Origin of the sequence: Rhodopseudomonas faecalis, assembly GCF_003217325.1 — a bacterium.
Lineage (GTDB): Bacteria > Pseudomonadota > Alphaproteobacteria > Rhizobiales > Xanthobacteraceae > Rhodopseudomonas > Rhodopseudomonas faecalis.
Genome location: NZ_QJTI01000021.1, coordinates 14,247 through 40,285, shown reverse-complemented (window position 1 = coordinate 40,285; position 26,039 = coordinate 14,247). Strand labels below are relative to the sequence as shown.

The window sequence follows — 26,039 nt, the reverse complement described above, 5'->3', positions numbered from 1 at the left end:
CCAGTGGCCGGACCATGTCCGGCCACTTCGTCTGCGTCGATCTTTGCTCGGCTGCAAGAATTGGACTTACAGCGAGCGCTGGATCGTCTCCACGCGATAGCACTCGATCACGTCGCCGGCCCGCATGTCGCTATAGCTCTCAAACGCCATGCCGCATTCCTGACCGGACTGCACTTCCTTCACCTCGTCCTTGAAACGCTTCAAGGTCGAGAGCTTGCCTTCGTGCACCACGACGTTGTCGCGGATCAACCGAACGTTGGCGCCGCGTTCCACGGTGCCATCGGTGACGCGGCAACCGGCCACCTTGCCGACCTTGGAGATGTTGAAGATCTCCAGGATCTGCGCGTTGCCGAGCATGGTTTCGCGCAGCGTCGGCGCCAGCAGGCCGCTCATCGCCTTCTTCACGTCATCCACCAGGTCGTAGATGATGTTGTAGTAGCGAATTTCGATGCCGTTGCGCTTGGCTGCGGCGGCCGCTTCCTTGTTGGCGCGCACCGAGAAGCCGATGATCGCCGCATTGAAGCCTTCCGCCAGCGTGACGTCGCTCTCGCTGATGCCACCGACGCCGGCATGCAGGATGCGCGCGGTGACCTCGTCGGTGCCGAGCTTTTCCAGCGAGCCGAGGATCGCTTCCAGCGAGCCCTGCACGTCGGCCTTGATGATCAGCGGGAATTCCTTGCGGCCCGCGGTCTTGAGCTGGCTCATCATCTGCTCGAGCGAGCCGCGCATGCCGGTGACCTGCGCCGCCTTCTCGCGCTTCTTATGCGCACGATAGCTGGTGACCTGACGGGCACGGGCTTCGTTCTCGACCACCGCGAGCCGATCGCCGGCTTCCGGCGGGCCGTTGAAGCCGAGCACCTCGACCGGAACCGACGGACCGGCTTCTTCCACGGTGTCGCCCTGATCGGAGATCAGCGCGCGCACGCGGCCCATTTCGGCGCCGGCCACGATGATGTCGCCAACCCGCAGCGTGCCGCGCTGAACCAGCACGGTCGCCACCGGACCACGGCCGCGATCGAGCTTGGCTTCGATCACGGTACCTTCGGCCGGACGGGTGGCATTGGTCTTGAGATCGAGGATTTCCGCCTGCAGCGCGATCATCTCGAGCAGCTTGTCGAGATTGACCCTGTTCTTGGCCGACACTTCGACGTCGACCACGTCGCCGCCCATCGCTTCGACCTGAACATTGTACTGCAGCAGCTCGGTGCGCACGCGCTCCGGCTTGGCTTCCGGCTTATCGATCTTATTGATCGCCACGATGATCGGCACACCGGCGGCGCGGGCGTGATTGATCGCTTCGACGGTCTGCGGCATCACGCCGTCATCCGCCGCGACCACCAGCACCACGATGTCGGTGACCTTGGCGCCGCGGGCACGCATCGCGGTGAACGCGGCGTGGCCGGGGGTGTCGATGAAGGTGATCTTGGTGCCGGTTTCCGGCGCGGTCACCTGATAGGCGCCGATATGCTGGGTGATGCCGCCGGCTTCGCCGGACACCACATTGGCGTGGCGCAGCGCGTCGAGCAGCGAGGTCTTGCCGTGGTCGACGTGGCCCATCACGGTCACCACCGGCGAACGCGGCTCGGTGTCGGTGGAATCGTCGACGACGTCGAACAGACCTTCTTCCACGTCGGAATCGGCGACGCGCTTGACGGTGTGGCCCAGTTCTTCGGCGATCAGCTGCGCGGTGTCGGCATCGATCACGTCGGTGATCTTATGCATCGCGCCCTGCTTCATCAGCATCCGGATCACGTCGACCGCACGTTCCGACATGCGGTTGGCGAGTTCCTGGATGGTAATGGCTTCGGGAACGATAACTTCGCGCACCAGTTTTTCTTTCGGTTCGTGCGATGCGCCGCCCTTCAGCCGCTGGGTACGGCGGCGGAACGAGGCGATCGACCGCTCGCGCACGTCATCGGCGGTGAGAGCGGTCACAACGGTCAGGCGACCGCGCTGCTTCGATGCACCGGGCTTGGTCACCTGCGGCTTCGGCGGCGTGGCCGGACGTCCGCCCGGACCGCGGCGCACCTGGCGCGGCGCCTCTTCTTCATCGGCAGCTTCTGCGGGACGGGCCCCAGCGGGGCGCACCGGAGCGCCGCCCGCCGGACGGGACGCCGGGGTCGTGCTCTTGGCGGCCGGGGCCGACGCCGACGACACCGGCTTGCCCGGGGCAGCGGTGGCTGGCTTCTTGGCCTCGTCTTCACCGAAGCGACGCTTGGCTTCCTGTTCGGCCTTGCGCTTGGCTTCTTCCTCGTGGCGATGGCGCTCTTCCTCAGCCTTACGGCGAGCTTCAGCGGCCTCACGCTCAACCTGCGCCTTGGCTTCTTCGATCTTGCGGCGAGCAGCCTCGACCTCAGCGGCGCGGCGCTCCTCTTCCTCGCGGACGCGGGCATCGGCCAGCGCGGTGGCGCGCGCGGTGCGCTCGTCCTCGGTCAGGGTGCGCAGCACCACACCCGAGCCGGAGCGCGGCGACGATCCCGAACGCTGCGGGCGATTGTTGCTGGGCGGCGGAGTGGGCTTGGCCACCACCGGCTCATGCGCGGCGGGCGTCTCGGCCGGACCTTCGCCGCCGACACGACGCTTGCCACGTTTTTCGACCACCACCTGCTTGCTACGGCCGTGGCTGAAACTCTGGCGCACCGTGCCCTGCTCGACGCGCGGCTTCAGCGTCAAGGTCTTGCTCGGGCTGACGCTCAAAGTCTTGTCGCCAGGATTCTTCGTATCAACCATTCAGCGGTCCTAATCTCGTTACGCGGTGCGTTGCCACACCGTCCTCGACGTGGGGTTCATTCGCCGTGGAATTGCTATCCGCGGTGCTGTCGTCCGCCAGCCGGTATTGCATCAATAGCTGACTGCGCGACAGGAAGGTTTTGCCAGCCGCGCCTTCGAGAAGCGCAGCATGTATCACATTTGTCCGCCCGAGTGCCAAATCCAAATCAGTCGAAGAGAGAAATCTCACGACCGGCAGAGCACGCGAACAGCTCGCAGCACCGTCACCGCTCCGGGCGAGTGCATTGAGCTTGCGGATGCCATCGGGGGCGCCATCGGCGGCATGGATCAGCGCCACCGCCTGGCCCGCGGCCAGTGCCGACTCGACCTTGGTGAAGCCGGCCACCACCTGACCGGCCTTGCCCGCCATCGCCAGCGCATCGACCAATGACCGCCGCAACAGCGCGTCGATTTGGTCGGCCAGATCGGGCGGAACCTGGACGTTACACTTGAAACCTTTGGCGAAAACACGGCGGCGCGCCGCTGTTTCGACCGCGGAGCGCGACGCCGACAGCCACAGCCCGCGCCCGGGCAGCTTCCGCTTCAGGTCTGGCACCACCTCGCCGGTGGGCGCCAGTACGAACCGAATCAGTTCTTCAACCGGCCGCACTTGCCGCGTGACCGCGCACGTCCGCTCCGCCCCGGGCCGGATGGCCCGTGGTCCGCGATCGAGAGCTGCGGGGTCAGCGCTGGCATGCATGCCGTAGACACCTCTTATGCTGCCGCGCCGGACGAAGAATCCTGTTCTTCATCCTGTTCGGCTTCCTTGGCCAGTTCCTCTTCGGTGATCCAGCCGGCCTTGACGCGGGCCTGCATGATCAACGCTTCGGCATCGGCACGCGACATCTCGTTGGCATCGAGCACGCCGGCATGCTTGACCGGCTCGCCGGTGCCGTCCTTGCGCTCGGTCCAGCCGACCAGATCGTCGGTGGCGCAGCCGGCCAGATCTTCGACGCTCTTGATGTCGTTCTCGCCGAACTTGACCATCATCTTCAAGGTCACGCCCGGCACGTTCTTCATATCGTCGTCGACGCCGAGTTCCTTGCGCTTGGCTTCCAGCTCGGCCTCGAGCTGTTCCAGATATTCACGGGCGCGGCTCTGCAGCTCGTTGGCGGTGTCCTCGTCAAAACCTTCGATCGACGCCAATTCACGCACATCGACCAGCGCCAGTTCCTCAACCGAGGTAAAGCCTTCCGACGCCAGCAACTGCCCGACCACTTCGTCGACGTTGAGCGCTTCCATGAACACCCGGGTCGAATTCTCGAAATCGGCCTGACGGCGTTCGGATTCCTCGCTCTCGGTCAGAATGTCGATGTCCCAGCCGGTGAGCTGCGACGCCAGGCGGACATTCTGGCCGCGGCGGCCGATCGCAAGAGACAACTGGTTATTGGTGTCCGGAACGACAACCTCGATCCGTTCACGATCTTCGTCGATCACCACCTTGGACACTTCCGCCGGCGCCAGCGCGTTGACCACGAAGGTGGCGATGTCCGGCGACCACGGAATGATGTCGATCTTTTCGCCCTGCAGCTCGTTCACCACGGCCTGCACGCGCGAACCACGCATACCGACGCAGGCGCCGACCGGATCGACCGACGAGTCGCGCGACACCACGCCGATCTTGGCGCGCGAGCCCGGATCGCGGGCCACCGCCTTGATCTCGACGATGCCGTCATAGATTTCCGGCACTTCCTGCGCGAACAGCTTGGCCATGAACTGCGGATGGGTGCGCGACAGGAAGATCTGCGGGCCGCGGGTCTCGCGGCGCACGTCAAAGATATAGGCGCGGATGCGGTCGCCGTTGCGGAACACTTCGCGCGGCAGCATTTCGTCGCGGCGCACGATCGCTTCGCCGCGGCCGAGATCGACGATCACGCTGCCATATTCGACGCGCTTGACCACGCCGTTGACGATGTCACCGATGCGATCCTTGAATTCCTGATACTGCCGGTCGCGCTCGGCCTCGCGCACCTTCTGCACGATCACCTGCTTGGCCGACTGCGCGGCGATGCGGCCATATTCCAAAGGCGGCAGCGTGTCGGCGATGGTGTCGCCGATCTGCGCGCCCGGATTGGCGCGCTGCGCGTCGGTCAGCGAGATCTGGTTGGCGGCATTCTCGACATTCTCCACCACCAGCATGTGGCGGGTGAGCTGGAGCTGGCCGGTCTTGGGATGAATCTCGGCGTGAATATCGGTTTCCGAGCCGTAGCGGGCGCGCGCCGCCTTGGCGATCGCATCCTCCATCGCCGCGATCACGATGCCGCGGTCGATCGTTTTTTCGCGCGCGACGGCGTCGGCGATCTGCAGCAGTTCGAGTCGGTTGGCGCTGACAGCGGCCATGGCTCAGTCTCCTTCAGGGGGGTCGATCTCGCCGCGCCGCGAGCTTTGCGCGGCAAGGCGATGGGCCTTGGTGTTCGCCGGCAGCGGTTTCTTCGCCGGCGCGGATTTCGGTTTCGCCTTCGGGCGCGGCGCCTGGCTCTTGGCCGGATCGCTCTTCCGGGCGTGCGGCGGAGGCGGCGGCTCCAAACCCAATTGCTGGCGCAGTTCGCGCTCGGCGGCCTTGCCGCGGCGCATCGATTCGGCGATCAGCTCGTCGGTCAGCACCAGCCGCGCATCGCCGATGTCTTCCATGGTGAGCAGCACCAGCGGCTCATCGCCCTCGCGCACATCATCGCGCTGCAGCCGCACCGCATCGCCCTCGACGCCGTCGAGCAGCCCGCGGAACCGTTTGCGGCCCTGATGCGGCACCGCCATCTCGATCTTGACCAGATGCCCGGAATAACGCTCGAAATCGGAGCGGCGCACCAGCGGCCGATCGATGCCCGGCGAGGAAATTTCCAGCCGATAGGCGCGCTCGATCGGATCGGCGACATCGAGCACCGGCGACAGCGCGCGCGACACCGCCTCGCAATCATCGATCAGCATGGTGCCATCCGGCCGCTCGGCCATGATCTGCACGGTGCAACCGGCTTCGCCGGACACCTTGATACGCACCAGGCGATAGCCCATGCCCTGCAGCACCGGCGCGGCCACCGCGGCCACGCGCGCAGCGACACCCGGCTCCACCACCAGGCGCGGCTCATCGAGCAGCTCGGCGATCGGCTCGTTTTCGGTCTCAGTCTCGGTCAATCGGTCGGACATCGGCTTTCACGCAGGCGCGGCCTGCACGGCGGTTCGAGCCCCCGGCGCCGAACCGATCTCGGGGCTGGCGCGGGTAATAAAAAAGAGCGGGTCCGGAGGGGCCCACTCTCAATACGATGCGTATGAGATTGTAACGTACGAATTACATATAACGCATCTAACGAGGCGCGGCAAGGGCCGCGCCGCCGCCCAGCGGGCTTATTATACCGCTCGCCACTTGGTCGCAGCGGCGCCGACCCCGGCACCGCCGCAAACGGGGTTCAGACCCGCCGAAAATGCAGATAGGCGGCCTGCCGGCCCTCGCGCTGCGCTTTGCGGCCATAGCGGGTCATGGTGTAGCCGGGAAAAGGCTGCATCCAGTCGCTACAGCGCTCGGCGGTCCAGACGAAATCGTCAGAGCGCAGCAGATGCGCCAGCGTCCAGGCCGAGTAATCGTCGATATCGCACACAAAGCGGAACGCGCCGCCCGGCATCAGCACGCGCGCCATCGCCGCCACTGTGGCGTCCTGCACAAAGCGACGCTTCCAGTGCCGCCGCTTCGGCCACGGATCGGGATGGATCAGATCGATGCGCTGCAGCGACGCTGGCGGCGCCCAGGCCAGCAATTCGGCGGCATCGCCGGCCACCAGGCGAATATTGCGGAGCCCGCGCGCTTCGATCTGCGCCAGAATCTTGGCCATGCCGTTGACGTAAGGCTCGCAGCCGATGAAGCCTGTCGCCGGATCAGCCTCGGCTTCCGCGATCAAATGCTCGCCGCCGCCGAACCCGATCTCGAGTTTGACGCCGCTGACGCTGCCGCCAAACAGCGCTGAGAGACTGGCGGGCGCGGGTCCCGTCAGATCAAACGACAAGGTCGGCAACAGCTGCGCAATGAGGTCAGCCTGATGGGCGCGGAGCTTATGGCCCTTGCGCCGCCCGAAGAACGCGCCATGCCGGCGCGCGCCCGGCTCCGCCGGTGCGGCGGTTTGATCAACGAGATCGTCAGAAGACATGATTTCACTTCGAGGCAGGCTGGTGGACACGGCACGCCGCGCCCCCGACCTCCCTAACGCGGCTTCCTGACCATAGCAGGACGCCGGCGCCTTCGCGATCTCTGTTATCGCTTGTCCTGCGCGCCCGCCTCACGTTCGGCAATCTGTTCGACCAGATCGACGATGCTGCGGCGAAGCTTGGAGTCGCTGATGCGCGTAAAGGCACGGGTCAGAGCGAGACCTTCGGACGTCGCGAGGAAGTCCGAAACATAGGCCGGCGACGCGGCTTCGCCGAAACCCTCACCCTTGGCATTCGAACCGGGGCTGCCCTCGAACAAGAACGACACCGGCACTTGCAGGATTTCAGCGATCTGCTGGATGCGGCTAGCGCCAACACGATTGGTGCCCTTCTCGTATTTTTGCACCTGCTGGAAGGTCAGGCCGAGCGCTTCACCGAGCTTCTCCTGACTCATGCCGAGCATGATGCGGCGCATGCGCACCCGGCTGCCGACGTATTTGTCAACAGGATTGGGCGCTTTCGTTGACATGATATGAACTCCTCAAAAAAACTGTCGTGAACCACTCGTCTTGCTGAGTGGCATACGCCCTAACTACTCAACCCGTCAAATACGTGTTTCCACCGGAATCGGAAATGCGGTTAATTTCTGCAATCTTCAACTGCGTAGATCAGATGATCGCGCGCATTGTTGTATGCTTCGCATATATACTTATCACCGACACATCGCTCAGCTTATCGATGCCCACTCAAGACGCGACGACGCAGCACAATGATGAGCACGACTGCGATGATGATTTGCGCCGGGATATTGCCGAAACGCGCGTAAAACGTGGGCTGTATTGCCGCAGGCAGCAGCGAATCAACAACACCTTCAACACCGAGCGCGAGCTGCGAAGTGATTCGTCCGTACGGATCGATTACTGCGGAGATGCCACTGTTCGCTGCGCGAACTACAGGTAAGCCCTGTTCGATCGCACGCACCTTTGTTTGCTGCAGATGCTGATAGGGGCCTGAGCTGATTCCGAACCAAGCATCATTGGTCAGATTGATCATCCACGCCGCGCGATCATCGCGCGCGATCTCATCGGGAAACACCGCTTCGTAACAGATCAACGGAAGTGCGCTAGGCGCACGCGGCACTTCCAACGCACGACGACGATCACCAGCAATGAAGCCGCCGCGCATCTTGGTGAGCTGCTCAAATCCGAGCTTCTCCATCAAATTCTGGAACGGCAGAAACTCACCGAACGGCACCAAGTGTAGTTTGTCATATACAGAAAGCACCGAGCCATCATGGTCGATGACGTAAATTGAGTTATAGGCGCGCGTGATGCGCGTGCCCGGCGGCACTTCGGGCGCACGCACTGAACCGGTGATCAGAACGGTGCCGCGCGGCAACAGCTCTGCGATCTGCGCCATCGCATCGGCTTCGCGCGTCAGAAAAAACGGGAACGCCGACTCCGGCCAGATCAGAATGGTGGCGTCGCGCACGCCGGTGCTGCTTGGCCCGGTGGAGCGATCCGACAGCGCCAGATATTTCCGCATGACCTGCGGCTTGGCCGAATAATTGAAGCGCACGTCCTGCTGCAGATTGGGTTGCATGATGCGCAACTTGACACCGGCGACCTGCGCCGGCGTCGAGGTCGCAAGCCGCACCACACCGAACGCCATCAGCAGCGCCAGAGTCAGCAGCGCCGCTGCGGGCGCGAGCCAGCGCCGATCGGTTTTGTCGCGATCATCGATCAACACCGCGGGGCTGGCGAAGATCGCCACGCTCAGGAACGTCAGGCCCCACAGGCCGAACACCGACGCGCTCTGCGCCAGCGCCAGCGGCTCGGTCAGCGCGTAACCGAACGCATTCCAGGGAAAGCCAGTGAACAGATGGCCACGCAGCCACTCACTGGCGGTCAGGCTGATCGCCAAAGCCAGCACGCGGTAGCTGTCTCTGGTCCAGAGCAGCCGCGCCAGCGCAAACCCCAGCGCCGTGAACAGCGCCAGATAGGCCGGCAAGCCGCTGACCGCGACCGGCAGCAGCCAACCGAAAGTGTCAGCATCGACCAGGAATGCGTGGCCGATCCAATACAGGCCCGGCACGAAATAGCCGAAGCCGAACCACCAGCCGGCCCAGGCGGCGGCGGGAACGCCATGCCATTTGCCGGCACCGGCGCCGTCGATCAGCCAGACGACCACCGGGAAAGTGATGAACAACACCGGCCAGGCGTTGAACGGCGCCATCGCCAGCACCGACAACGCACCGGCCAACAGCGCGATCAGTGCGCGCTTCCAGCCCCAAGCCAAAATGATTGATGATCCGAGGCTGCAATAGACCTTGAGCAGCTTCACTGCGGCTTGGCTCCGTCGTCGCTGGGCGGTGGGCTGGTGGCGGGTTCTATCGGCACGGCGGCGGGCTCTGCGGCATCACGGCGCCGAGCGTCGCGGCCGCGCGCTGCGGCCCGCTCCTTGCGCTGCGCGATGCGCAACCGTTTGACGCGGCGCGGATCGGCGTCGAGCACTTCGATCTCGAAATTGCCCGGGCCGGAAATGATCTCGCCGCGCACCGGCAGCCGGCCGACATGGGTCACGAGGTAACCGCCGAGCGTCTCGACGTCCTCGCCGGCTTCGCCGATCACGAAATCCTCGCCGATTAAAGTACGGACATCATCCAAGCTGGCGCGGGCATCGGCAATGAAGGAATTGTCGGGCTGTTTGACGATCGAGGGCGGCTCGTCGCTGTCGTGCTCGTCGTCGATCTCGCCGACGATCTGCTCGACGATGTCTTCGATCGACACCAGGCCGTCGGTGCCGCCATACTCGTCGACCACCAGAGCAAGGTGAATGCGCGAGGCTTGCATCTGCGCCAGCAGATCGATGGCGCGCATCGAGGGCGGCACATACAACAGTTTGCGCACGATGTTGGCGTCGAGCAGCGATTGCGCCAGATCGACCTGACGCAGATCGAGGCCGGCCGGCGGCAGCTTCTTGCGCTTGCCATTGGGCACCAGCTCGACCTTGGCCTTGGCGGTCATGTAGCCCAGCAGATCGCGGATATGCACCATGCCGATCGGGTCATCGAGGGTCTCGTTGTAGACCACCAGACGCGAATGCGGCGCGCGCTCGAACAGCCCGATCAGTTCGCCCAGCGAGACATCGCTACGCACCGCGACGATATCGGCGCGATGCACCATGACGTCCGCGATGCGGCGCTCGTTGAGATCGAGGATGTTGCGCAGCATGGTGCGCTCGATCGTCGACAGGCCGGCTTCGTCGGCGGGCGAAGCGTCCAGCACCACCTGAATGTCTTCGCGCACCGACCCGTGCTTCCAGCCGAACAGCGTTCGGATCGCACGGATCAGCCAGCTGTCGCTGGCAGGGCGCATTACGTCGCCATGATGCACAACGGTCGGCAGAGTGGTGCTGCTCGCTGAACTATCCTGGCCTGGCTCGGGGTCCGGCATTGTCAGTTCACCTGGTCCTGATTGGCGTAGGGGTCCGGCACGCCGAGCCGGGACAAAATGTGACGTTCCAACTCTTCCATCGCGTCCGCGTCGGCGTCGGTCTCGTGGTCGTAGCCGATCAGATGCAGAAAGCCGTGCACCGCGAGATGGCTGAGATGATGGTCGAACAGCTTGCCTTCCTCGTCAGCCTCGCGGCGCGTGGTCTGATAGGCAATGGCGATATCGCCCAGCATGCGCGGCGCGCCCTCGGGCAGCTTGCCGGTCGGCTGCCACGCTGGAAACGACAGCACATTGGTCGGCTTGTCGAAACCGCGCCAATTGGCGTTCAGGGTCTGAATGCCGGCGTCATCGGTCAGCATCACCGCCAGCTCGGCGCCGGCGGTATCGGCCTCGACGCTCGCGGCGGCGGCCTCGATGGCATTTTGCACCACCTGCTCAGGCGCATGCTCCGACTGCCAGCAATCGGCAACAACAAGAATATCAATCTCAGGCAAAACCAAACTCATCGATCTGGACAATCCTTTACGGGCGGCGCGCACGCGGCCGCGCCCGTCGCCGGGCCTGTGTCATCACACGCGGCCCGGCGCCGGCCGTGACGGTGCCGCTTCATAGGCAGCAACGATTCGTGCCACCAGTTCATGACGGATCACATCTGACGCGGTGAACGTAACCTGGGCGATGCCCTCGACCCCGGCCAGCAGCCGCATCGCTTCGGCAAGCCCCGAGGTCTGACCGTTCGGCAGGTCGACCTGGCTGGGATCGCCGGTGATGATCATCCTGCTGTTTTCCCCCAGTCGCGTCAGAAACATCTTCATCTGCATCGAGGTGGTGTTCTGCGCCTCATCGAGGATGATCGCGGCATTGGTCAGCGTGCGCCCGCGCATGAACGCCAGCGGCGCGATCTCGATTTCGCCCGATTGCAGCGCCCGCTCGACGATGCGCGCATCCATCAGATCATACAAAGCATCATAGATCGGGCGCAGGTATGGATCGACCTTTTCGCGCAGATCGCCCGGCAGAAAGCCGAGCCGCTCGCCAGCCTCGACCGCCGGCCGCGACAGGATGATGCGATCGACTTCCTTGCGCTCGAACAGCTGCGCGGCATGCGCCACCGCAAGCCAGGTCTTGCCAGTGCCGGCCGGGCCGATGCCGAACACCAGCTCATGGCGCTTCAGCGCGCGGATATAGGCATCCTGCGCTGCGGTGCGAGCGCGCACCTGGCGCTTGCGCAGCGCGATCGCCTCAAACACCGAGGCCGCCGGCTTGGCATCGAACTCGAACAGCGAGCCCTGCGCCAGCACGGCGCGGATCGCGCCCTCAACCTCGCCCTGGGTCAGATCGTGGCCCTCGAGCGCCTGGGCATACAGCGATTCCAGCACGCGCCGCGCGGCATCGCAGCCCTCGCGCGAGCCGGCGATGGCGATGTGATTGCCTCGGGTGTCGACCAGCACGCTCAGACGACGCTCGATCACGGAGAGGTTCTGACCGTAGGCTCCGACCAGCGCCGACACCGCGCGATTATCATCAAAAGCGACCACCACCTGGGTTTCAGCTTGGCTCGAACTGTCGCGGTCGAGTTTGCGGCGTGGCGCTAGCGAGGGCAAATCCGATTCGCTCTTGGCCAAAGGGTCAGGCTCCGATGGTGACCGGCTTCGGCTCGGCGGGGCGGGACGCCAGCTCGCCGAGCAGACTGTAACGTTCCAGACTGTGGATCGTGACGGGAAGCACTTGGCCGATGATGTCGTCTGAGGCCATCACATGCGCCGGCTGCAGATAGGCGGTGCGGCCGACAATCTGGCCAGGATGGCGGGCGGCGCGCTCGAACAGCACGTCCACGGTGGTTCCGATCGCCGCCGTGTTGAATGCCGCCTGCTGGCTATCGATCAGGCTCTGGAGCCGCTCCAATCGCTCGTCCATCACCGCGGGTGCAACCATCTCCTGCATCTCGGCCGCGGGCGTGCCCGGCCTCGGCGAGTATTTGAACGAATAAGCACCAGCGTAGCCGATTTGTTCGACCAGTGCGAGCGTTGCAACGAAGTCGCGCTCGCTCTCACCCGGGAAACCAACAATGAAATCCGAGGAAAACGCGATTTCGGGCGACGCCGCTCGGAAACGGTCAATCAGCCGCCGATAATCGTCGGCGGTGTGGCGGCGGTTCATGGCGGCCAGGATCGTGTCCGAACCGGACTGCACCGGCAGATGCACGAACGGCATCAGCGCCGCCAGCTCGCGATGCGCGGCGATCAACTCGTCATCGACGTCGAGCGGATGGCTGGTGGAATAACGCAGCCGCGCAACGCCCGGAATTTCCGCAAGCCGGTGCAGCAGCCGGCCGAGCGTCCACGGCCGGCCGTCGGGGCCCTCGCCGTGATAGGCGTTGACGTTCTGGCCGATCAGCGTGATCTCGCGCACGCCATGGGCGGCGAGCCGCTCGGTGTCGGCGATGATCTGCGCCACCGGCCGGGACATCTCGGCGCCGCGGGTATAGGGCACCACGCAGAAGCTGCAGAACTTGTCGCAGCCTTCCTGCACGGTGACGAAGGCCGACACGCCGCGGGCGCGGATCGCCTCCGGCTGCGGCGGCGGCAGCAGCCCGAATTTGTCCTCGACCGGAAATTCGGTTTCGAGCGCGCGGCCCTCGCGGCGCGCCTGCGCCAGCAGGTCCGGCAAATGGTGATAGCTCTGCGGGCCGACCACGACATCAACCGCCGGCTGGCGGCGGATGATCTCCTCGCCCTCGGCCTGTGCCACGCAGCCCGCGACCGCGATCTCGAAGCGCCGGCCCTGCTGGGCGGCGTCCTGCTTGAGCAATTTCAGCTTGCCGAGTTCGGAATAGACCTTTTCGGCGGCCTTTTCGCGGATGTGGCAGGTGTTGAGGATCACCAGATCAGCGTCATCGGCGTTGGCGGTCTCGACAAAGCCCTGCGGCGCCAGTGCATCGACCATGCGCTGGGCGTCATAGACATTCATCTGGCAACCAAACGACTTGATATGCAGCTTGCGCGGCTGATCCATGGAACCTGAACAATCTCAATGGGAGCGCCGGCCCGGCGCCCCGCAGCCAATATAGGGAAATCCCAGCGAAATCCAGCAGCGGCCCCGTTTGGCGGGCGGCCCTTAGGCCTGGCAGAGCGAAAACTCGTCAATGATCGCAGCCAGTTGCCTCATGTCGGCGAACACCTGATCGGCGCCGGCCTGCGCCAGCAATGCGCCGTGGCCGCTGCCGCAATGGCTGCCGCCGCAAAAGCCGAGCGCCACCATACCCGCGGCGCGCGCGGCCAGGATGCCGGACACGCTGTCTTCGATCACCACGCAATCAGCCGGCGCGGCGCCCATGCGCTGCGCGGCATGCCAGAACAGATCGGGCGCCGGCTTGCCGCGCGCAACATCGGCGGCCGAGAAGATGTGCGGCACGAAGCGCTGATGCAGCCCGACCAGCCGCAGGCTATTGGCGATCTTGTCATGCGAGCCGGACGACGCCACGCAGGCCGGCTGCCGCAATGCGTCAAGAGCAGCGCTGATATGCGGGATGGCTTGCAGCTCGGCAGCGAACGCGGCGTTGAGCCGATCTTTCAGACGATCGGGAAATGACGCCGGCAACGAGCGGCCAAGCTCGGCTTCGACTTCAGCGCGGGTATCCTGCGCAGAGCGGCCGAGAAAACGCGCAAACACTTGATCGGCAGAAATGGCATAGCCGTGCTCGGTGAGCACGGCTGCATATTCACGGCAGGAGATGATCTCGCTGTCGACCAGGACGCCGTCGCAATCGAAGATGACGAGCTTAGGCGTCACTCGCGCGGCTTGTCGTCGTCCAGCGGCACGCAATACAGCTCGAGGCGGTGATCCACCAGCTTGTAGCCGAGCTTGCGGGCGATTTCGGCCTGCAATTGCTCGATTTCCGGGTTGGTGAACTCAATCACCGTGCCGTCGCGCAGATTGATGAGATGATCGTGATGGCTGTCGCGCATCTGCTCATAGCGCGCGCGGCCTTCACGGAAGTCGTGACGCTCGATGATGCCGGCATCTTCGAACAGCTTGACGGTGCGATACACGGTCGAGATCGAGATCTTGTCGTCGATCGCGACGCAACGACGGTACAGTTCTTCGACGTCGGGATGATCCGTGGCTTGCGCGAGCACGCGCGCAATCACCCGCCGCTGCTCGGTCATTCGCATCCCGGTGGCGGCGCAACGCGCCTCGATCTCGGTTGATTTCAGCACGGGCATGGCATCCAACGTAATCAGAGAGGTCAAAGTTTGGGCAGTTCTGCCACTTACCAACTGTTACGACAAGTCGCGTCGCATTAGCAATGCGTTCAATTGTTGTCCGTCCGGCTGGCGATAATAGCGCTCGCGCCGTCCGACCACGTCAAAACCGGAATAATCGTACAGCCGGCGCGCCGGCTGATTGTTTTCCTCGACCTCGAGAAACACGGTGCGCACGCCGCGACCGGCGAGATGCTGCAAATGCGTCCGCAGCAGGTCCCGCGACAGCCGGCGGCCACGATAGCCCGGATCGATGGCGATCGACAGGATTTCCGCTTCATCGGCGCCAATCCGGGACACGATGAAGCCGATGATGCGCCGCCCGAGCCGCAACCGATGCACCATCGTGTTGCGCTCGCTGAGCATGTCCTCGAATTCCTGCTCGCTCCAACCGCGTGCAAACGACACCGCATGCAACTCGGCGAGCCGTGCTGCGTCGCGCAAAGTGGCGGTTTCCACCAGCACATCGGCGTAGCCCCAGAATTCGGCGAACCAGGACGTCGGCAAGGCGGCTAAATCCTATCGATCATCGTCAAGCAGGAGGCTGCGGAGCAAAACGAAGCGGCGAAGATTGCGGTTTGGCGTCGGGCGCGCGCAGATAGAACGGCCGCGCCGGGGCGCTGCCAGGCGACACCGCAGCGCCGAGCCAGCCGACCCAGGCGATGTCGGGCGCGGGTGCATCAAGCACCGAAAGCGGCGGCGGCGCATCGGCCGGCCAGCGCTGCGCCAGCAAGGCGGCGGCATTGCCGACCAGCCGCGGCGCGCCATGTTCGAGCGCGTCAAAAACCTCGTCGAGCGGCGCCACCCGCGGCCGCAGCAGCGTGGTGCCGTCGCCGGCGATCACCTGATAGTAGAGATGATCGTGGCGGGCATCGATCGCGGCGATGATCGGCGTGCCGGTGTTGTCGCTGACCAAGGGCGCCGCATAGGCCGCCAGCGTCGACAGCCCGACCACCGGCTTATCGGCCGCCAGGCCAATGCCGCGCGCCGCCGACAGCCCGACCCGCAGCCCGGTAAAACTGCCCGGCCCGGTGGTGACCGCGATGCGATCGAGTGCGGCGTAATCCACGCCCGATTGCGCCATCACCTGCGCGATCAGCGGCACCAGCGCCTCGGCATGGCCGCGCTTCATCGCCAGCGATTGCTGGGCGATGACGGACGCCGAGCTGGTGTCCAGCACCCCTGCAGCGCAGGCCTCAAGAGCGGTATCGATAGCGAGGATCAGCATGGCTGCAACTATACCAGCATCGTCACTGCAACGTCATGCCCTGTGATACCGCTGCTGACAGTCGCACACAGGCTGGAGCACACGCCGATCCGCGGCGACACGGCTGCTGCTCAGATCGGTCGCACTTCCTGCACTTCCGGCACGAAATGCTTGAGCAGATTCTGGATGCCGTGGCGCAGCGTGGCGGTCGAGGACGGGCAGCCCGAACAGGCGCCGCGCATGTGCAGATAGACGATGCCGTCCTTGAAACCGCGGAACACGATGTCGCCGCCGTCATTGGCAACCGCCGGACGCACCCGGCTTTCGATCAGGTCCTTGATGATCTCGACGGTCTCGGCGTCGGCCTTGTCGAAGAACTCATCGGATTCCGGGGTGTCGTCGCCATCGACCCGGCCATCGGCCATCAGCGGCTCGCCGGACATGTAGTGTTCCATGATGGCGCCGAGGATCGCCGGCTTGAGCTGCTGCCAATCGCCGTCATCCTTGGTGACGCTGACGAAATCGGCGCCGTAGAACACGCTGGTGACGCCGGGCACCTCGAACAGCCGCTCCGCCAGCGGCGAACGCGCCGCCGCGGCCCGATCGGAAAATTCCATGGTACCGGAATCCAGCACCGGGCGGCCGGGCAGGAATTTCAAGGTGGCGGGGTTGGGCGTGTGCTCGGTCTGGATGAACATCAGTTTCTCCGTCGTCGCCGGTTCAAGGCCGGTGCTTGGGGGCCGCATCAGAATGGAGCGCTTCTTTAGCAGATGGCATTGGCAAACGCACGGTCAAGGCAAGCGGCGCTGCCCGGCTTCGCCAGAGAGGAGGTTCGCGCTTTTCGGGGCATCGAGCAGGATTCGGCGGGTGATGCCGATCGCCGCCAGAAACGCCGGATCATGGCTGACCACCAGCAACGCCCCGTCATAGCCCAGCAACCCCGCCTCGACCGCTTCGACGGCCTCAATGTCGAGATGGTTGGTCGGCTCGTCCAGAATGAGCAACGAGGGCGGCGACGGGCCACCTAGCACGCAGGCCAAGCCGGCCCGCAAAGCCTGCCCGCCGCTCAGGCTTGCGACCGTCTGCAACGCGGCGTCGGCGCGGAACATGAAGCGGGCCAGCGCCGCACGGCAGCCGTTTTCGTCCGAACCGGGGTTGATTCTCAGGAAATTGCCGCGAATCGACGCCGCCCGATCGAGCAGGCTGACCTGCTGATCCAGCATGGCAAAGCCGCTTTTCATCCTGACGCTCCCCGACCAGGGCCGCAGCCGGCCCGTGATCAGCGCCAGCAGCGTTGTCTTGCCGGAGCCATTGGGGCCGCAGATCGCCACCCGCTCTGGCCCCACCAGCTTCAGGGAGAAGGACTCGATGATCGGACAGCCTATCTCGTAACCGCCGCTGACCGCATCGATGTCCAGCACCGTCCTGGTGGCCGACAGCCCTGTGGACGGCAGCGCGACGAGCAGCGGCTGCAGGATCTCGATCCGCTGGCGCGCCACCGCGACCTCCTGCAATGCTTGATCGCGCCGGCGTTCGACCAACCGGGCGGTTTCTCCGGCGGTGTTCTCGCTTCTGTTTCGGCGCAGGCCCAGCGAGATCGTCGGCTCGTCGCCGCGCCGCGCCTTGCTTTGTCCGGCGCGATCCTTGCGGGCCTTGCGCTGCTGCGCGATCACCGCCGCGCGCGCCAGGTCACCGACGCGCCGTTCGGCATCGGCGAGCTGTTGTCGGGCCGAATCGATCTCGATCGCCTTGCGGGCGCGATAGGCACTCCAATTGCCGCCATAGCTCGTCGCACCGAGCGACGTCAGTTCGACGATCGCATCCATCGTCTCCAGCAGTTCGCGGTCATGGCTGACGACGAGCGCACCGCCGCGCCAGTCCGCCAGCAGCGCGATCACCGCCGCACGACCGTCATCGTCGAGGTTGTTGGTCGGCTCATCAAACAGGGCGAAATCAGGCTTGGCGAACACCAGCGCCGCCAGCTTGGCCCGGGTGAGCTGGCCGCCAGACAGCTTCGCCAACGGCGCATCGAGCGCGAGGTTCAAACCGAGGCGACCAAGCGCCCGCGCAATCCGCGTTTCGAGCGTCCAGTCGAGGTCGGCCAGTTCGTCGGCGCCGGCCACGCCGACGGCGGCCCGGCGCAGCATCGCCAGCGCATCGGCGGCGCAAAACAGATCGGCGACGGTGTCGTCCTCGCCGGCCTGCAACGTCTGATCCAGCATCGCCAGCCGCCCGACGACATTTACCTGACCAGACTGCGGCATCCATTCGCCGGCGATCAGTCTCAGAAGCGTGGTCTTGCCCACCCCGTTGCGCCCGACCAAACCGGTGCGGCCTGGACCAAACTGCAGCGTCAGGTGGGAAAACAGCGCTCGGCCGTCAGGGGTGGACCACGAAAGATCGGAAAGCGAGATCGAGGCGGGCATGGCAATGGATTTCTCCGGTGGCAAGGCTGGTCGGCGTTGCTGTCGGGTGGAAATCCATGGGTTCAACCTCCTGTCGAAGATCCGCACGGAAAATAGGACAATCCGGGCGCGAGACAAGCCCGCATGCGAACCGGCGCTGCTGCGGAGCACCGCTGTTACGACAGCGCGTCGATTTCGGCGTCGGCGAGCTGGCCGGGCACGATCAGCACCGGCACCGGGAACGAGCCGCCGGTGCGCGCCAGCGTCGAGACCAGCGGTCCTGGCCCTTCCGCGCCGGCGCTGGCGGCCAGCACCAGCATGGCGATGTCCGGGTCATGCTCGATCACGTCGCGGATCTGTTCGAGCGGGTCACCCTCGCGGATCACCCGGTCGGGCGTGATCGCAGCGACGCCATTGGCGCGCCCGGAAGCGCGGTCGAGCGCGATTTCGGCGGCTTCAATCGCTTCGGCGCGCATCACCTCGGCAACGCCGAGCCATTGCTGGTTCTGATCGAGCATTTCGATGACGCGCAGCATCACCACGCCGCCCGCAGCGCGCACCGCCCAGCGGCTGGCGTAGTACACCGCGCGGTCCCACTCTACGGTATCATCGACCACCACGAGGCACTTCGGCCTGTGACCAGGCTCGTAGCAACGTCGCTGGGTACTCATCGAGCGCCCCCGATTACGGCCGGCGGCGACACGCGGCCTCGCCCACCATGCTGACACGGCGGCGCTTGCCGAGACAAGCGCCGCGAGCAGCTGTCTCGATTGCGTTCTAGAGTGAAGTGAACGCCAGTTTAGCTAGGCTTCGGTTCTGACCTCATCAGAACCGAAACGCTTCAGCGCTTGCGAATCAGGCCGACGATATCCTTGACGCCGGTCATGGTTTCCGCGGCGATCGCCCGGGCGCGCTCGCTGCCATCGGCCAGCACCGCGTCGATATAGGCCTGATCGGCGGACAGCTTCTTCATTTCCGTGGTGATCGGCGACAGCTTGGCGACCGCCAGATCGACCAGGTTGGACTTGAACTCAGAGAACTGCGAGCCGCCGAATTCGCGCAGCACCTCGGGCTTGGGCTTGCCGGCCAGCGCCGCGAAAATGCCGACCAGATTGTCGGCTTCCGGGCGGGCTTCCAGGCCCTGTTCTTCCGACGGCAGCGGCTCGGAATCGGTCTTGGCCTTGCGGATCTTCTGGGCGATGGCGTCGGCGTCGTCGCTGAGATTGATGCGCGAATAATCCGACGGATCGGATTTCGACATTTTCTTGGTGCCGTCGCGCAGACTCATCACCCGGGTCGCCGGGCCGGTGATCACCGGCTCGGGCAGCGGGAAGAACGCTTCGCCAAAGCCCTGCGCGGCGATCGATTCCGCAAAGTCATTGTTGAATTTTTGGGCGATGTCGCGGGTCAGCTCGACATGCTGCTTCTGATCTTCGCCGACCGGCACATGGGTGGCGCGATAGACCAGAATGTCGGAGGCCATCAGCACCGGATAGTCATACAGACCGACCGAGACGTTCTCGCGGTCCTTGCCGGCCTTTTCCTTGAACTGGGTCATGCGGTTCAGCCAGCCGAGCCGCGCGATGCAGTTCAGCACCCAGGCCAGTTCGGAATGTTCGGCGACCTGGCTCTGGTTGAAGATGATCTGCTTCTTGGGGTCGATACCGGCGGCGATGAACGCCGCGGTAACCTCGCGGATGTTGCGGCGGAGCGCGTCCGGCCCGCCCCAGACCGCGACCGGCACGGTGATGGCGTGCAGATCGACCACGCAGTAGATGCAATTATGGCTGTCCTGCATCTTCACGAAATTCACGATCGCCCCGAGATAGTTGCCGAGGTGAAGGTTGCCGGTCGGCTGGATGCCGGAGAAAACCCTTTCGATCGTCATTTTCACTGTCCCTGCGCGCGCTTCGCGCCCTTTTCAATGTCATCAGCGGCGGTGCTGTGCCACGGAGGCGCTAAGGGCGCAAGCCTATAGCGTTTTCGAGCGAAGTGGATGCCGGTTCGCGTCAAGAAAACGCGTCATAACTAAGGGCTCAAGTCGCGAGGCTTCCGGAAGGCGCGGGCCAGCCTTGCAGGGCTGACAACGCCGAGCAGCAATAGCAGCCCGCCATAGACCGCGAGCGCCCCGCCGATCATCAGCCCGAGCGCCAGCGCCTGTATCGCGATATGGGCGCCGGCGACCAGCGGCCAGGCATAGGTCAGCTTCAGCCACAACAGGCCGGCCATCAGCAGCGACGCCAGCAGGATCAGCGCCAATTGCCGCCGGCTCGCCGGGGCAATGCCAAGGCCAAACAGCGCGCGGCCGCGCCACAGCAGCACGAACGCGCTGCCCCAGGCGCCAAGCGCCACCGCCGCGGCAATACCGCCCGCGCCGAACGCGAGGCCGAGCGGCCAGCCGGTGGCGAGCGCCAGCGCCAGCCCGATGAGCGTGGCGGCGAGCGGCGCCGAGGTATTGCTGCGCGCGAAAAACGCCGGCGACAGCACCTTGGTCAGCACATGGGCCGGCAGCCCGAGCGCCAACGCCATCAGCACCAGCGCGGTCGAACGGGTGTCGTCGGCGCTGAACGCGCCATGCTCGAACAGCACCTGCACGATCGGCGTGCTCAGCACCATCAGCCCGAACATCGCCGGCAGCGCCAGCCCGGCGCCGAGTTGCAGCGCACGGTTCTCGGCATGGGCGATCGCGGCGCGGTCGCCCTCGCGCACCGCGCGGGTCAGTTCGGGAATGAGCACGGTGCCCATCGCGGTGCCGACCACGCCGAGCGGCGTTTCGATCAGCCGGTTGGCGAAATACAGCCAGGATACCGCTGCCGGCGCGCCGGACGCGATCACCGCGCCGCCGACGATCAGCAATTGCGGCCCCGAACTCGCGACCATGCCGGGCAGCGCGCGGCGCAGAAAACCGCGCATCGCGGCATCGAACGAGACCCGCAGCGGCGTCGCGATCGCCGCGCCGCGCCGCCAAACCAGCATCAGCAATTGCAAAAGCCCGGCGATGCCGACCGTGGCCGCGAGCAACAAAGCGGTCTCGGCGGCCTGGCGCGGCCACAGCAGCAGCACGATCATCACGCCGATCAGCGCCAGATTGAACAGCAGCGGCGAGAAGGCGGTGAGCGCAAAGCGGTGCTGGGCATTGAGCACGCCCATCAGCACCGTGACCGGCCCGGCAAACGCCAGATATGGCAGCATCAGCCGGGCATTATCGACCGCAAGCTGCAGCGTCGGCTCGCCGACAAAACCGGGCGCCACCAGTGCAATCACCAGCGGCATCGCGAGCGCAATCAGCGCCGCCACGATCGCCAGCGCCACGCTGACGGTGCCAAGCACCCGCCCGGCGAACGCTGCGGCCGCCGCCGCGCCGCCGGCCGCCTTGGCCTGCATCCAGGCCGGCACCAGCGCCGCGTTGAGCGCGCCCTCGGTCAGGAGCCGGCGCGCGACATTGACCAGCTGAAACGCCGCCAGAAAGGCGTCGGCGACCGGCCCCGCGCCGAGCAGCGCCGCGATCAAGGCGTCGCGGGTAAAGCCCAATACGCGCGACAGCAACGTGGCACCGGAAACGGTAAGCAGCGAGCGGATCATGTAACCTTCGGGGTGAGATGCCTTGCTGGTGCGGCCGCGAACGTGATAGGTCGCCCCGCCCCGATTGACAAATCAGCGCTTTGCCGGCTGCTCTGGCTGGCTGTTGCTGCCCCCCGCTTTCAACGGAACACCCCCATGACCTCTGCGAAATACGACGTCCTCGCCATCGGCAACGCGCTGTTCGACGTGCTGGTGCGGGCGGAAGACGACTTCCTGGTGAAGCACGGCATGGCGAAGGGCGGCATGGCGCTGATCGACGAAGCGCGCGCCGCGGCGATCTATGCCGATATGGGCCAGGCCACCGAAATGTCGGGCGGCTCGGCCGCCAACACCATTGTCGGGCTGGCGAACCTAGGCGCCCGCGCCGCCTATGTCGGCAAGGTCAAGAATGACCAGATCGGCCGGCTGTACAGCCACGACATCCGCGCCGCGGGCGTGACCTTCGACACCAAGCCGGCCAGCGATGGCCCGGCCACCGGCTGCTCCTACATCCTGATCACGCCGGATGGCGAGCGCACCATGAACACCTATCTCGGTGCCGCGCAGGACCTTGGCCCGGCCGATATCGATCCCGAGCAGATCGCCGCCGCGGCGCTGATCTATCTGGAAGGCTATCTGTGGGACCCGAAGAACGCCAAGGAAGCATTCCTGAAGGCGTCGCAGATCGCCCATGGCGCCGGCCGCCAGGTGGCGCTGACGCTGTCCGACCCGTTCTGCGTCGATCGCTATCGCGACGAATTCCTGGAATTGATGCGCAGCGGCACCGTTGACCTGATCTTCGCGAACGAATCGGAGCTGCACTCGCTGTACCAGACCTCCGATTTCGACAGCGCGCTCAATCAGCTGCAAAACGACGTCGGGCTCGGCGTCGTCACCCGCAGCGAAAAGGGCTGCGCGGTGGTCGCCAAGGACGCGGTGACGCTGGTGCCGGCGGCGCGGATCGAGAAGCTGGTCGACACCACCGGCGCTGGCGACCTGTTCGCGGCCGGCTTCCTGTTCGGCCTGGCCCGCAATGCCGGCTATGAGAATGCCGGCCGGCTCGGCGCGCTCGCCGCCGCCGAAGTGATCCAGCATATCGGCGCCCGGCCGCAGGTGTCGCTGAAGGAGCTGGCGCAGCAGCACGGCCTGCCGGTGTAAGCACCCCGGCTCTCAGCGATGACCGTCGTGCCCGCGCTTGTCGCGGGTATCCACGCTTAAAAGCATCGCAAGTTCAAAGACATGGATGGCCGGGACGAGCCCGGCCATGACGCGCGGAGGGGACGCGCGGAGGGGTTGGTTGAGCCATTGGTATTGGTCCGAGCGGATTGCGCTCGGCCCGCTCCAATCGTCAAATATTGAGATTGCGATAGACCGCGACCTCGCGCTCGCGCGCCAGGCGGGAATCCTCGCCGGCCCGTACCCCGCGCCAGACGTCAAAAATGATCACCAGCGTCGTGAACAGCCCGGTGATCTTGCCGGTGATGAAGCCGATCGGGAAAATCAGCCGCTCGAGCGGCACGATGAATTGCGAGCCGAGGAAGATGGTGCCGGCATTGATGAAATAGCCGAGCCGGTACAGCGACTTTTCCTTCCAGGCGGCGCGGGCATAGGGCTTAGAACTCTTTTTCACCGCGCGATTATATTTCGGGTTGACCATCAGCCCGAGGAAGCGCCGGCGCTTCGGCAGCTTGTTGGGCCCGGCCACCAGTGCGTTGAAATTTTTGCGCATCTCCAGATGCGCCACCAGCGCCAGCACCAGATTGGCCAGCACCGCCAGCGCTTTCAGCGTCGGCAGCGACAGCGTCAGCTGCGCGGCGAGATCGACGAATAGAAACTGCGTCAGGGCATTGAACACGAATGCCGAGCGATGAAACGCCGCGCGGTTGATCGCTTGCAGTTTTTCGTCAATGAACGCCGCGCCCGGCTTGGTGGCGGCGTATTGCAGCAGCATCTGTCGCGACTTGTCGTCGATGGTCCAGCGCAGGCCGATTTCCTGCAGCGTCTCGGCCGGGGTGGCGCCGCGCTTGATGCGGAAGGTCAGGCGGTGAAACAGCGACGTGACCCGGCCGATCCAATCGCGGGTGACGGCAAAACGCCGTGAGGTGGCCGATTCGATCAGGCGGGGTTCTGTCGGCATAGGCGGTCCCAGTCTGGCCCGACCCGCGCCAGACGGCGGCGCACGGCGAAAACGCCTGCAGACGCCTCGGCAGCGGCCGGATACGCGCGCTAGGCTAGCGTCCAAATGCTGAAAAGTGGAGGGATTTTGGCCAGTTGGCCGGTCAGGATGGTGGGCGCGACAGGGATCGAACCTGTGACCCCCTCGATGTCAACGAGGTGCTCTCCCGCTGAGCTACGCGCCCTGACCAACGGGTGCGGACCGTATATCGGCTCCGAAGCGGTCAGGCAAGGATCATGACAGAAGATTTATGCAGCGAGCATCTTATTCACTTCGCTGACCAGCTCGCGCAGGTGCACCGGCTTGGACAGCACCTTGGCGTTCTTGGGCGCCTCGGAGTCGGAATTGAGCGCCACAGCGGCAAAGCCGGTGATGAACATGATTTTGATGTCCGGATCGAGCTCGGAGGCGCGGCGCGCCAGCTCGATGCCGTCCATCTCCGGCATCACGATGTCGGTGAGCAGCATCTCGAACGGTTCTTCGCGCAGCCGCTGATAGGCGGCCAGGCCGTTGTCGTGCGAGGACACCTGAAAACCGGCGTTTTCCAGCGCCTTGACCAGGAATCGGCGCATGTCGTTGTCGTCTTCAGCGAGAAGGATCTTGTGCATGGCGGCTGGACGTCAAACTCGGATGAGAGGGATAGGTCACCACTAGACGGTGCTTTGGTAAATTTCGGGTGAAGGTTTGGCTGCATACCCACAGGTCTGCCGCGCGCTGCCAGCAGCCCGGAACCAACGACCGGTCCACGGGTTCCAGTCGCAGTTGGAATTTATTCGCTTGGCACGAGGCCCGGGATTGCTGACAATCATGCCATGGCTGCGCCGGGACGGGCGCGCCGGTCACCACATCCAAATTTAGGGACGACGACGGACGATGGCGGCATTCGACGGTCAATCGCCTGCCTTCGAAATCCTGGAGCCCAGGGTGTGGCGCGCGCCGATCATTTTCAATTCGCCGCATTCCGGCTCGGTCTATCCCGACAGTTTTTTGCAGACCACGCGCATCGATCTCGAGGCGCTGCGCCGCTCCGAGGACTCGTTCATGGACGAGTTGATCCGCGGCCTGGTCGATCGCGGCTTTCCGGTGATGCAGGCGCATTTCCCGCGCTGCTATATCGACGTCAACCGCGAGCCCTATGAACTCGATCCGCGCATGTTCGTCGGCCGGCTGCCGAGCTTTGCCAACACCCGCTCGATGCGGGTCGCGGGCGGGCTGGGCACCATCCCGCGGGTCGCGGCCGACGGCCAGGAAATTTATCGCGAGCGGATCAGCGTCGATGACGCGATCAGCCGGATCGAGGCGCTGTACAAGCCGTATCACCGCGCGCTGCGCAAGCTGGTGACCCGGACCTTTGAGACGTTCGGCACGGTGATTGTGGTCGATTGCCATTCGATGCCCTCGGTCGGGCTGTCGCGCGATGAGCCGCGCCGCCCCGATGTGGTGATCGGCGATCGCTACGGCACCAGTTGCATGGCGCTGGTGTCCGACATTGTCGAACAGACCTTGATCGGGCGCGGCTATTCGGTCGGCCGCAACCGGCCCTATGCCGGCGGCTTCATCACCGAGCATTACGGCAACCCGGCGCACGGCGCCCATGCCGTGCAGGTCGAGCTTAATCGCGCGATCTATATGGACGAGCGGCGCCGCGAGCGCAGCGAGCGATTTTCTGACGTGATCGACGATTTTGCGCTGCTGGCGGAAGCGCTGGCCGAGGTGCCGTGGGGCGATCTCGGCACCATGCAGGCGGCGGCCGAATAGGCTCAAGCCTTGCCGCGCGCGCCGTTGGCGCGGCCGGGAATCGGGTCTGCAGAGGGCTTTAAGAAGGCCTGAAAAGAAAAAAGGGCCGCTCGCAAAGGCAAGCGGCCCAAGTCTAGGGAGGAAACGCCCAAGGAGGGCAGCGATAGCGCAAGGCGCTACCGCACCGCAACAATATGCGATCGCGACGCACAAAAGGCAAGGGCTTTTGCGGCCCTTCCCATGCGACCGGCGCATGGCTGAGTTCTGCAATACGCGCTCAAATCAGTAGTTTTCCGAGCTTAATCAGACAATTATGGACCTTCCGCGACAAAT

General features: G+C 64.9%; 24 protein-coding genes and 1 tRNA gene. 2 read left to right on the top strand and 23 right to left on the bottom strand.

The window, feature by feature from the left end; all coding sequences use genetic code 11:
- Nucleotides 1-66 precede the first annotated feature (66 nt).
- The 20 genes from infB to murJ form a co-directional block, all read right to left on the bottom strand.
- Entirely contained in the window at nucleotides 67-2,730 is a 2,664-nt protein-coding gene (gene infB, locus BJ122_RS14960; protein ID WP_110782008.1) for a translation initiation factor IF-2, read from the bottom strand.
- Nucleotides 2,723-3,469, bottom strand: a complete 747-nt coding sequence (locus BJ122_RS14955) for an RNA-binding protein (RefSeq protein WP_110782006.1) — start codon at nucleotides 3,467-3,469, stop codon at nucleotides 2,723-2,725. The genes infB and BJ122_RS14955 overlap by 8 nt, the downstream gene beginning before the upstream one ends.
- A gap of 14 nt (nucleotides 3,470-3,483) precedes the next feature.
- Nucleotides 3,484-5,109, bottom strand: a complete 1,626-nt coding sequence (gene nusA, locus BJ122_RS14950) for a transcription termination factor NusA (RefSeq protein WP_110782004.1) — start codon at nucleotides 5,107-5,109, stop codon at nucleotides 3,484-3,486.
- A gap of 3 nt (nucleotides 5,110-5,112) precedes the next feature.
- On the bottom strand, nucleotides 5,113-5,910 hold the full coding sequence (gene rimP / locus BJ122_RS14945; RefSeq protein WP_110782003.1) for a ribosome maturation factor RimP: 798 nt from the start codon (nucleotides 5,908-5,910) through the stop codon (nucleotides 5,113-5,115).
- A gap of 260 nt (nucleotides 5,911-6,170) precedes the next feature.
- Nucleotides 6,171-6,902 (bottom strand): tRNA (guanosine(46)-N7)-methyltransferase TrmB, encoded by a 732-nt coding sequence (gene trmB, locus BJ122_RS14940; RefSeq protein ID WP_110782001.1) that lies wholly within the window; start codon nucleotides 6,900-6,902, stop codon nucleotides 6,171-6,173.
- Between the two features lie 104 nt (nucleotides 6,903-7,006).
- The gene (locus BJ122_RS14935; RefSeq protein WP_110782000.1) at nucleotides 7,007-7,429 is read right to left on the bottom strand and encodes a helix-turn-helix domain-containing protein; all 423 of its coding nucleotides are present in this window, start codon (nucleotides 7,427-7,429) and stop codon (nucleotides 7,007-7,009) included.
- Between the two features lie 203 nt (nucleotides 7,430-7,632).
- Nucleotides 7,633-9,243: an apolipoprotein N-acyltransferase gene (lnt, locus tag BJ122_RS14930; protein WP_110781998.1), complete on the bottom strand. Its 1,611-nt coding sequence runs from the start codon at nucleotides 9,241-9,243 to the stop codon at nucleotides 7,633-7,635.
- Complete coding sequence (locus BJ122_RS14925; protein WP_110781996.1) at nucleotides 9,240-10,355, bottom strand: hemolysin family protein; 1,116 nt, start codon at nucleotides 10,353-10,355, stop codon at nucleotides 9,240-9,242. The genes lnt and BJ122_RS14925 overlap by 4 nt, the downstream gene beginning before the upstream one ends.
- Nucleotides 10,356-10,357: 2 nt before the next feature.
- A complete protein-coding gene (gene ybeY, locus BJ122_RS14920; RefSeq protein WP_110781994.1) occupies nucleotides 10,358-10,861 on the bottom strand; it encodes an rRNA maturation RNase YbeY in 504 nt (167 codons plus the stop codon).
- Nucleotides 10,862-10,924: 63 nt separating this feature from the next.
- Nucleotides 10,925-11,980 carry a PhoH family protein gene (locus BJ122_RS14915; RefSeq protein WP_110781992.1) on the bottom strand — a complete coding sequence of 352 codons (1,056 nt, stop codon included), beginning with the start codon at nucleotides 11,978-11,980 and terminating at the stop codon, nucleotides 10,925-10,927.
- A 4-nt stretch (nucleotides 11,981-11,984) separates the two neighbouring features.
- Nucleotides 11,985-13,370 (bottom strand): tRNA (N6-isopentenyl adenosine(37)-C2)-methylthiotransferase MiaB, encoded by a 1,386-nt coding sequence (gene miaB / locus BJ122_RS14910; protein ID WP_110781991.1) that lies wholly within the window; start codon nucleotides 13,368-13,370, stop codon nucleotides 11,985-11,987.
- Nucleotides 13,371-13,472: 102 nt separating this feature from the next.
- Nucleotides 13,473-14,147 (bottom strand): HAD family hydrolase, encoded by a 675-nt coding sequence (locus BJ122_RS14905; protein WP_110781989.1) that lies wholly within the window; start codon nucleotides 14,145-14,147, stop codon nucleotides 13,473-13,475.
- Nucleotides 14,144-14,581 (bottom strand): Fur family transcriptional regulator, encoded by a 438-nt coding sequence (locus tag BJ122_RS14900; protein WP_037268324.1) that lies wholly within the window; start codon nucleotides 14,579-14,581, stop codon nucleotides 14,144-14,146. The genes BJ122_RS14905 and BJ122_RS14900 overlap by 4 nt, the downstream gene beginning before the upstream one ends.
- A gap of 57 nt (nucleotides 14,582-14,638) precedes the next feature.
- Nucleotides 14,639-15,127 carry a ribosomal protein S18-alanine N-acetyltransferase gene (gene rimI / locus BJ122_RS14895; protein WP_027278748.1) on the bottom strand — a complete coding sequence of 163 codons (489 nt, stop codon included), beginning with the start codon at nucleotides 15,125-15,127 and terminating at the stop codon, nucleotides 14,639-14,641.
- 25 nt (nucleotides 15,128-15,152) lie between these two features.
- Nucleotides 15,153-15,848: a tRNA (adenosine(37)-N6)-threonylcarbamoyltransferase complex dimerization subunit type 1 TsaB gene (gene tsaB / locus BJ122_RS14890; RefSeq protein WP_110781988.1), complete on the bottom strand. Its 696-nt coding sequence runs from the start codon at nucleotides 15,846-15,848 to the stop codon at nucleotides 15,153-15,155.
- A gap of 110 nt (nucleotides 15,849-15,958) precedes the next feature.
- Nucleotides 15,959-16,525 (bottom strand): NifU family protein, encoded by a 567-nt coding sequence (locus BJ122_RS14885; protein WP_110782069.1) that lies wholly within the window; start codon nucleotides 16,523-16,525, stop codon nucleotides 15,959-15,961.
- A 93-nt stretch (nucleotides 16,526-16,618) separates the two neighbouring features.
- Nucleotides 16,619-18,253, bottom strand: coding sequence for an ABC-F family ATP-binding cassette domain-containing protein (locus BJ122_RS14880; RefSeq protein WP_110781986.1), 1,635 nt, complete (start codon nucleotides 18,251-18,253; stop codon nucleotides 16,619-16,621).
- 155 nt (nucleotides 18,254-18,408) lie between these two features.
- Nucleotides 18,409-18,903, bottom strand: coding sequence for a universal stress protein (locus BJ122_RS14875; RefSeq protein WP_110781984.1), 495 nt, complete (start codon nucleotides 18,901-18,903; stop codon nucleotides 18,409-18,411).
- 170 nt (nucleotides 18,904-19,073) lie between these two features.
- Nucleotides 19,074-20,120 (bottom strand): tryptophan--tRNA ligase, encoded by a 1,047-nt coding sequence (gene trpS, locus BJ122_RS14870; RefSeq protein ID WP_110781982.1) that lies wholly within the window; start codon nucleotides 20,118-20,120, stop codon nucleotides 19,074-19,076.
- 140 nt (nucleotides 20,121-20,260) lie between these two features.
- Nucleotides 20,261-21,814: a murein biosynthesis integral membrane protein MurJ gene (murJ, locus tag BJ122_RS14865; protein WP_110781981.1), complete on the bottom strand. Its 1,554-nt coding sequence runs from the start codon at nucleotides 21,812-21,814 to the stop codon at nucleotides 20,261-20,263.
- 135 nt (nucleotides 21,815-21,949) lie between these two features.
- Between murJ and BJ122_RS14860 the strand changes: the two genes are divergently transcribed.
- Nucleotides 21,950-22,951, top strand: a complete 1,002-nt coding sequence (locus BJ122_RS14860) for an adenosine kinase (protein WP_110781979.1) — start codon at nucleotides 21,950-21,952, stop codon at nucleotides 22,949-22,951.
- Between the two features lie 190 nt (nucleotides 22,952-23,141).
- Here BJ122_RS14860 and BJ122_RS14855 read toward each other — a convergent pair whose 3' ends face one another.
- The 3 genes from BJ122_RS14855 to cpdR form a co-directional block, all read right to left on the bottom strand.
- Entirely contained in the window at nucleotides 23,142-23,930 is a 789-nt protein-coding gene (locus BJ122_RS14855; protein ID WP_110781977.1) for a hypothetical protein, read from the bottom strand.
- A gap of 148 nt (nucleotides 23,931-24,078) precedes the next feature.
- A tRNA-Val gene (locus BJ122_RS14850) sits at nucleotides 24,079-24,153 on the bottom strand.
- Between the two features lie 64 nt (nucleotides 24,154-24,217).
- A complete protein-coding gene (cpdR, locus tag BJ122_RS14845) occupies nucleotides 24,218-24,577 on the bottom strand; it encodes a cell cycle two-component system response regulator CpdR (protein ID WP_011662157.1) in 360 nt (119 codons plus the stop codon).
- A gap of 265 nt (nucleotides 24,578-24,842) precedes the next feature.
- Here cpdR and BJ122_RS14840 point away from each other — a divergent pair, with 265 nt between their 5' ends.
- Nucleotides 24,843-25,727, top strand: coding sequence for an N-formylglutamate amidohydrolase (locus BJ122_RS14840; protein WP_110781976.1), 885 nt, complete (start codon nucleotides 24,843-24,845; stop codon nucleotides 25,725-25,727).
- Nucleotides 25,728-26,039 lie beyond the last annotated feature (312 nt).

Excerpts from the sequence above, each read along its gene's own strand:
- infB (WP_110782008.1), bottom strand. The coding sequence starts at position 2,730 with ATGGTTGATACGAAGAATCCTGGCGACAAGACTTTGAGCGTCAGCCCG.
- BJ122_RS14955 (WP_110782006.1), bottom strand. The coding sequence starts at position 3,469 with ATGCATGCCAGCGCTGACCCCGCAGCTCTCGATCGCGGACCACGGGCC.
- nusA (WP_110782004.1), bottom strand. The coding sequence starts at position 5,109 with ATGGCCGCTGTCAGCGCCAACCGACTCGAACTGCTGCAGATCGCCGAC.
- rimP (WP_110782003.1), bottom strand. The coding sequence starts at position 5,910 with ATGTCCGACCGATTGACCGAGACTGAGACCGAAAACGAGCCGATCGCC.
- trmB (WP_110782001.1), bottom strand. The coding sequence starts at position 6,902 with ATGTCTTCTGACGATCTCGTTGATCAAACCGCCGCACCGGCGGAGCCG.
- BJ122_RS14935 (WP_110782000.1), bottom strand. The coding sequence starts at position 7,429 with ATGTCAACGAAAGCGCCCAATCCTGTTGACAAATACGTCGGCAGCCGG.
- BJ122_RS14925 (WP_110781996.1), bottom strand. The coding sequence starts at position 10,355 with ATGCCGGACCCCGAGCCAGGCCAGGATAGTTCAGCGAGCAGCACCACT.
- ybeY (WP_110781994.1), bottom strand. The coding sequence starts at position 10,861 with ATGAGTTTGGTTTTGCCTGAGATTGATATTCTTGTTGTTGCCGATTGC.
- miaB (WP_110781991.1), bottom strand. The coding sequence starts at position 13,370 with ATGGATCAGCCGCGCAAGCTGCATATCAAGTCGTTTGGTTGCCAGATG.
- BJ122_RS14900 (WP_037268324.1), bottom strand. The coding sequence starts at position 14,581 with ATGCCCGTGCTGAAATCAACCGAGATCGAGGCGCGTTGCGCCGCCACC.
- tsaB (WP_110781988.1), bottom strand. The coding sequence starts at position 15,848 with ATGCTGATCCTCGCTATCGATACCGCTCTTGAGGCCTGCGCTGCAGGG.
- BJ122_RS14885 (WP_110782069.1), bottom strand. The coding sequence starts at position 16,525 with ATGTTCATCCAGACCGAGCACACGCCCAACCCCGCCACCTTGAAATTC.
- BJ122_RS14880 (WP_110781986.1), bottom strand. The coding sequence starts at position 18,253 with ATGCCCGCCTCGATCTCGCTTTCCGATCTTTCGTGGTCCACCCCTGAC.
- BJ122_RS14875 (WP_110781984.1), bottom strand. The coding sequence starts at position 18,903 with ATGAGTACCCAGCGACGTTGCTACGAGCCTGGTCACAGGCCGAAGTGC.
- trpS (WP_110781982.1), bottom strand. The coding sequence starts at position 20,120 with ATGACGATCGAAAGGGTTTTCTCCGGCATCCAGCCGACCGGCAACCTT.
- murJ (WP_110781981.1), bottom strand. The coding sequence starts at position 21,814 with ATGATCCGCTCGCTGCTTACCGTTTCCGGTGCCACGTTGCTGTCGCGC.
- BJ122_RS14860 (WP_110781979.1), top strand. The coding sequence starts at position 21,950 with ATGACCTCTGCGAAATACGACGTCCTCGCCATCGGCAACGCGCTGTTC.
- BJ122_RS14855 (WP_110781977.1), bottom strand. The coding sequence starts at position 23,930 with ATGCCGACAGAACCCCGCCTGATCGAATCGGCCACCTCACGGCGTTTT.
- cpdR (WP_011662157.1), bottom strand. The coding sequence starts at position 24,577 with ATGCACAAGATCCTTCTCGCTGAAGACGACAACGACATGCGCCGATTC.
- BJ122_RS14840 (WP_110781976.1), top strand. The coding sequence starts at position 24,843 with ATGGCGGCATTCGACGGTCAATCGCCTGCCTTCGAAATCCTGGAGCCC.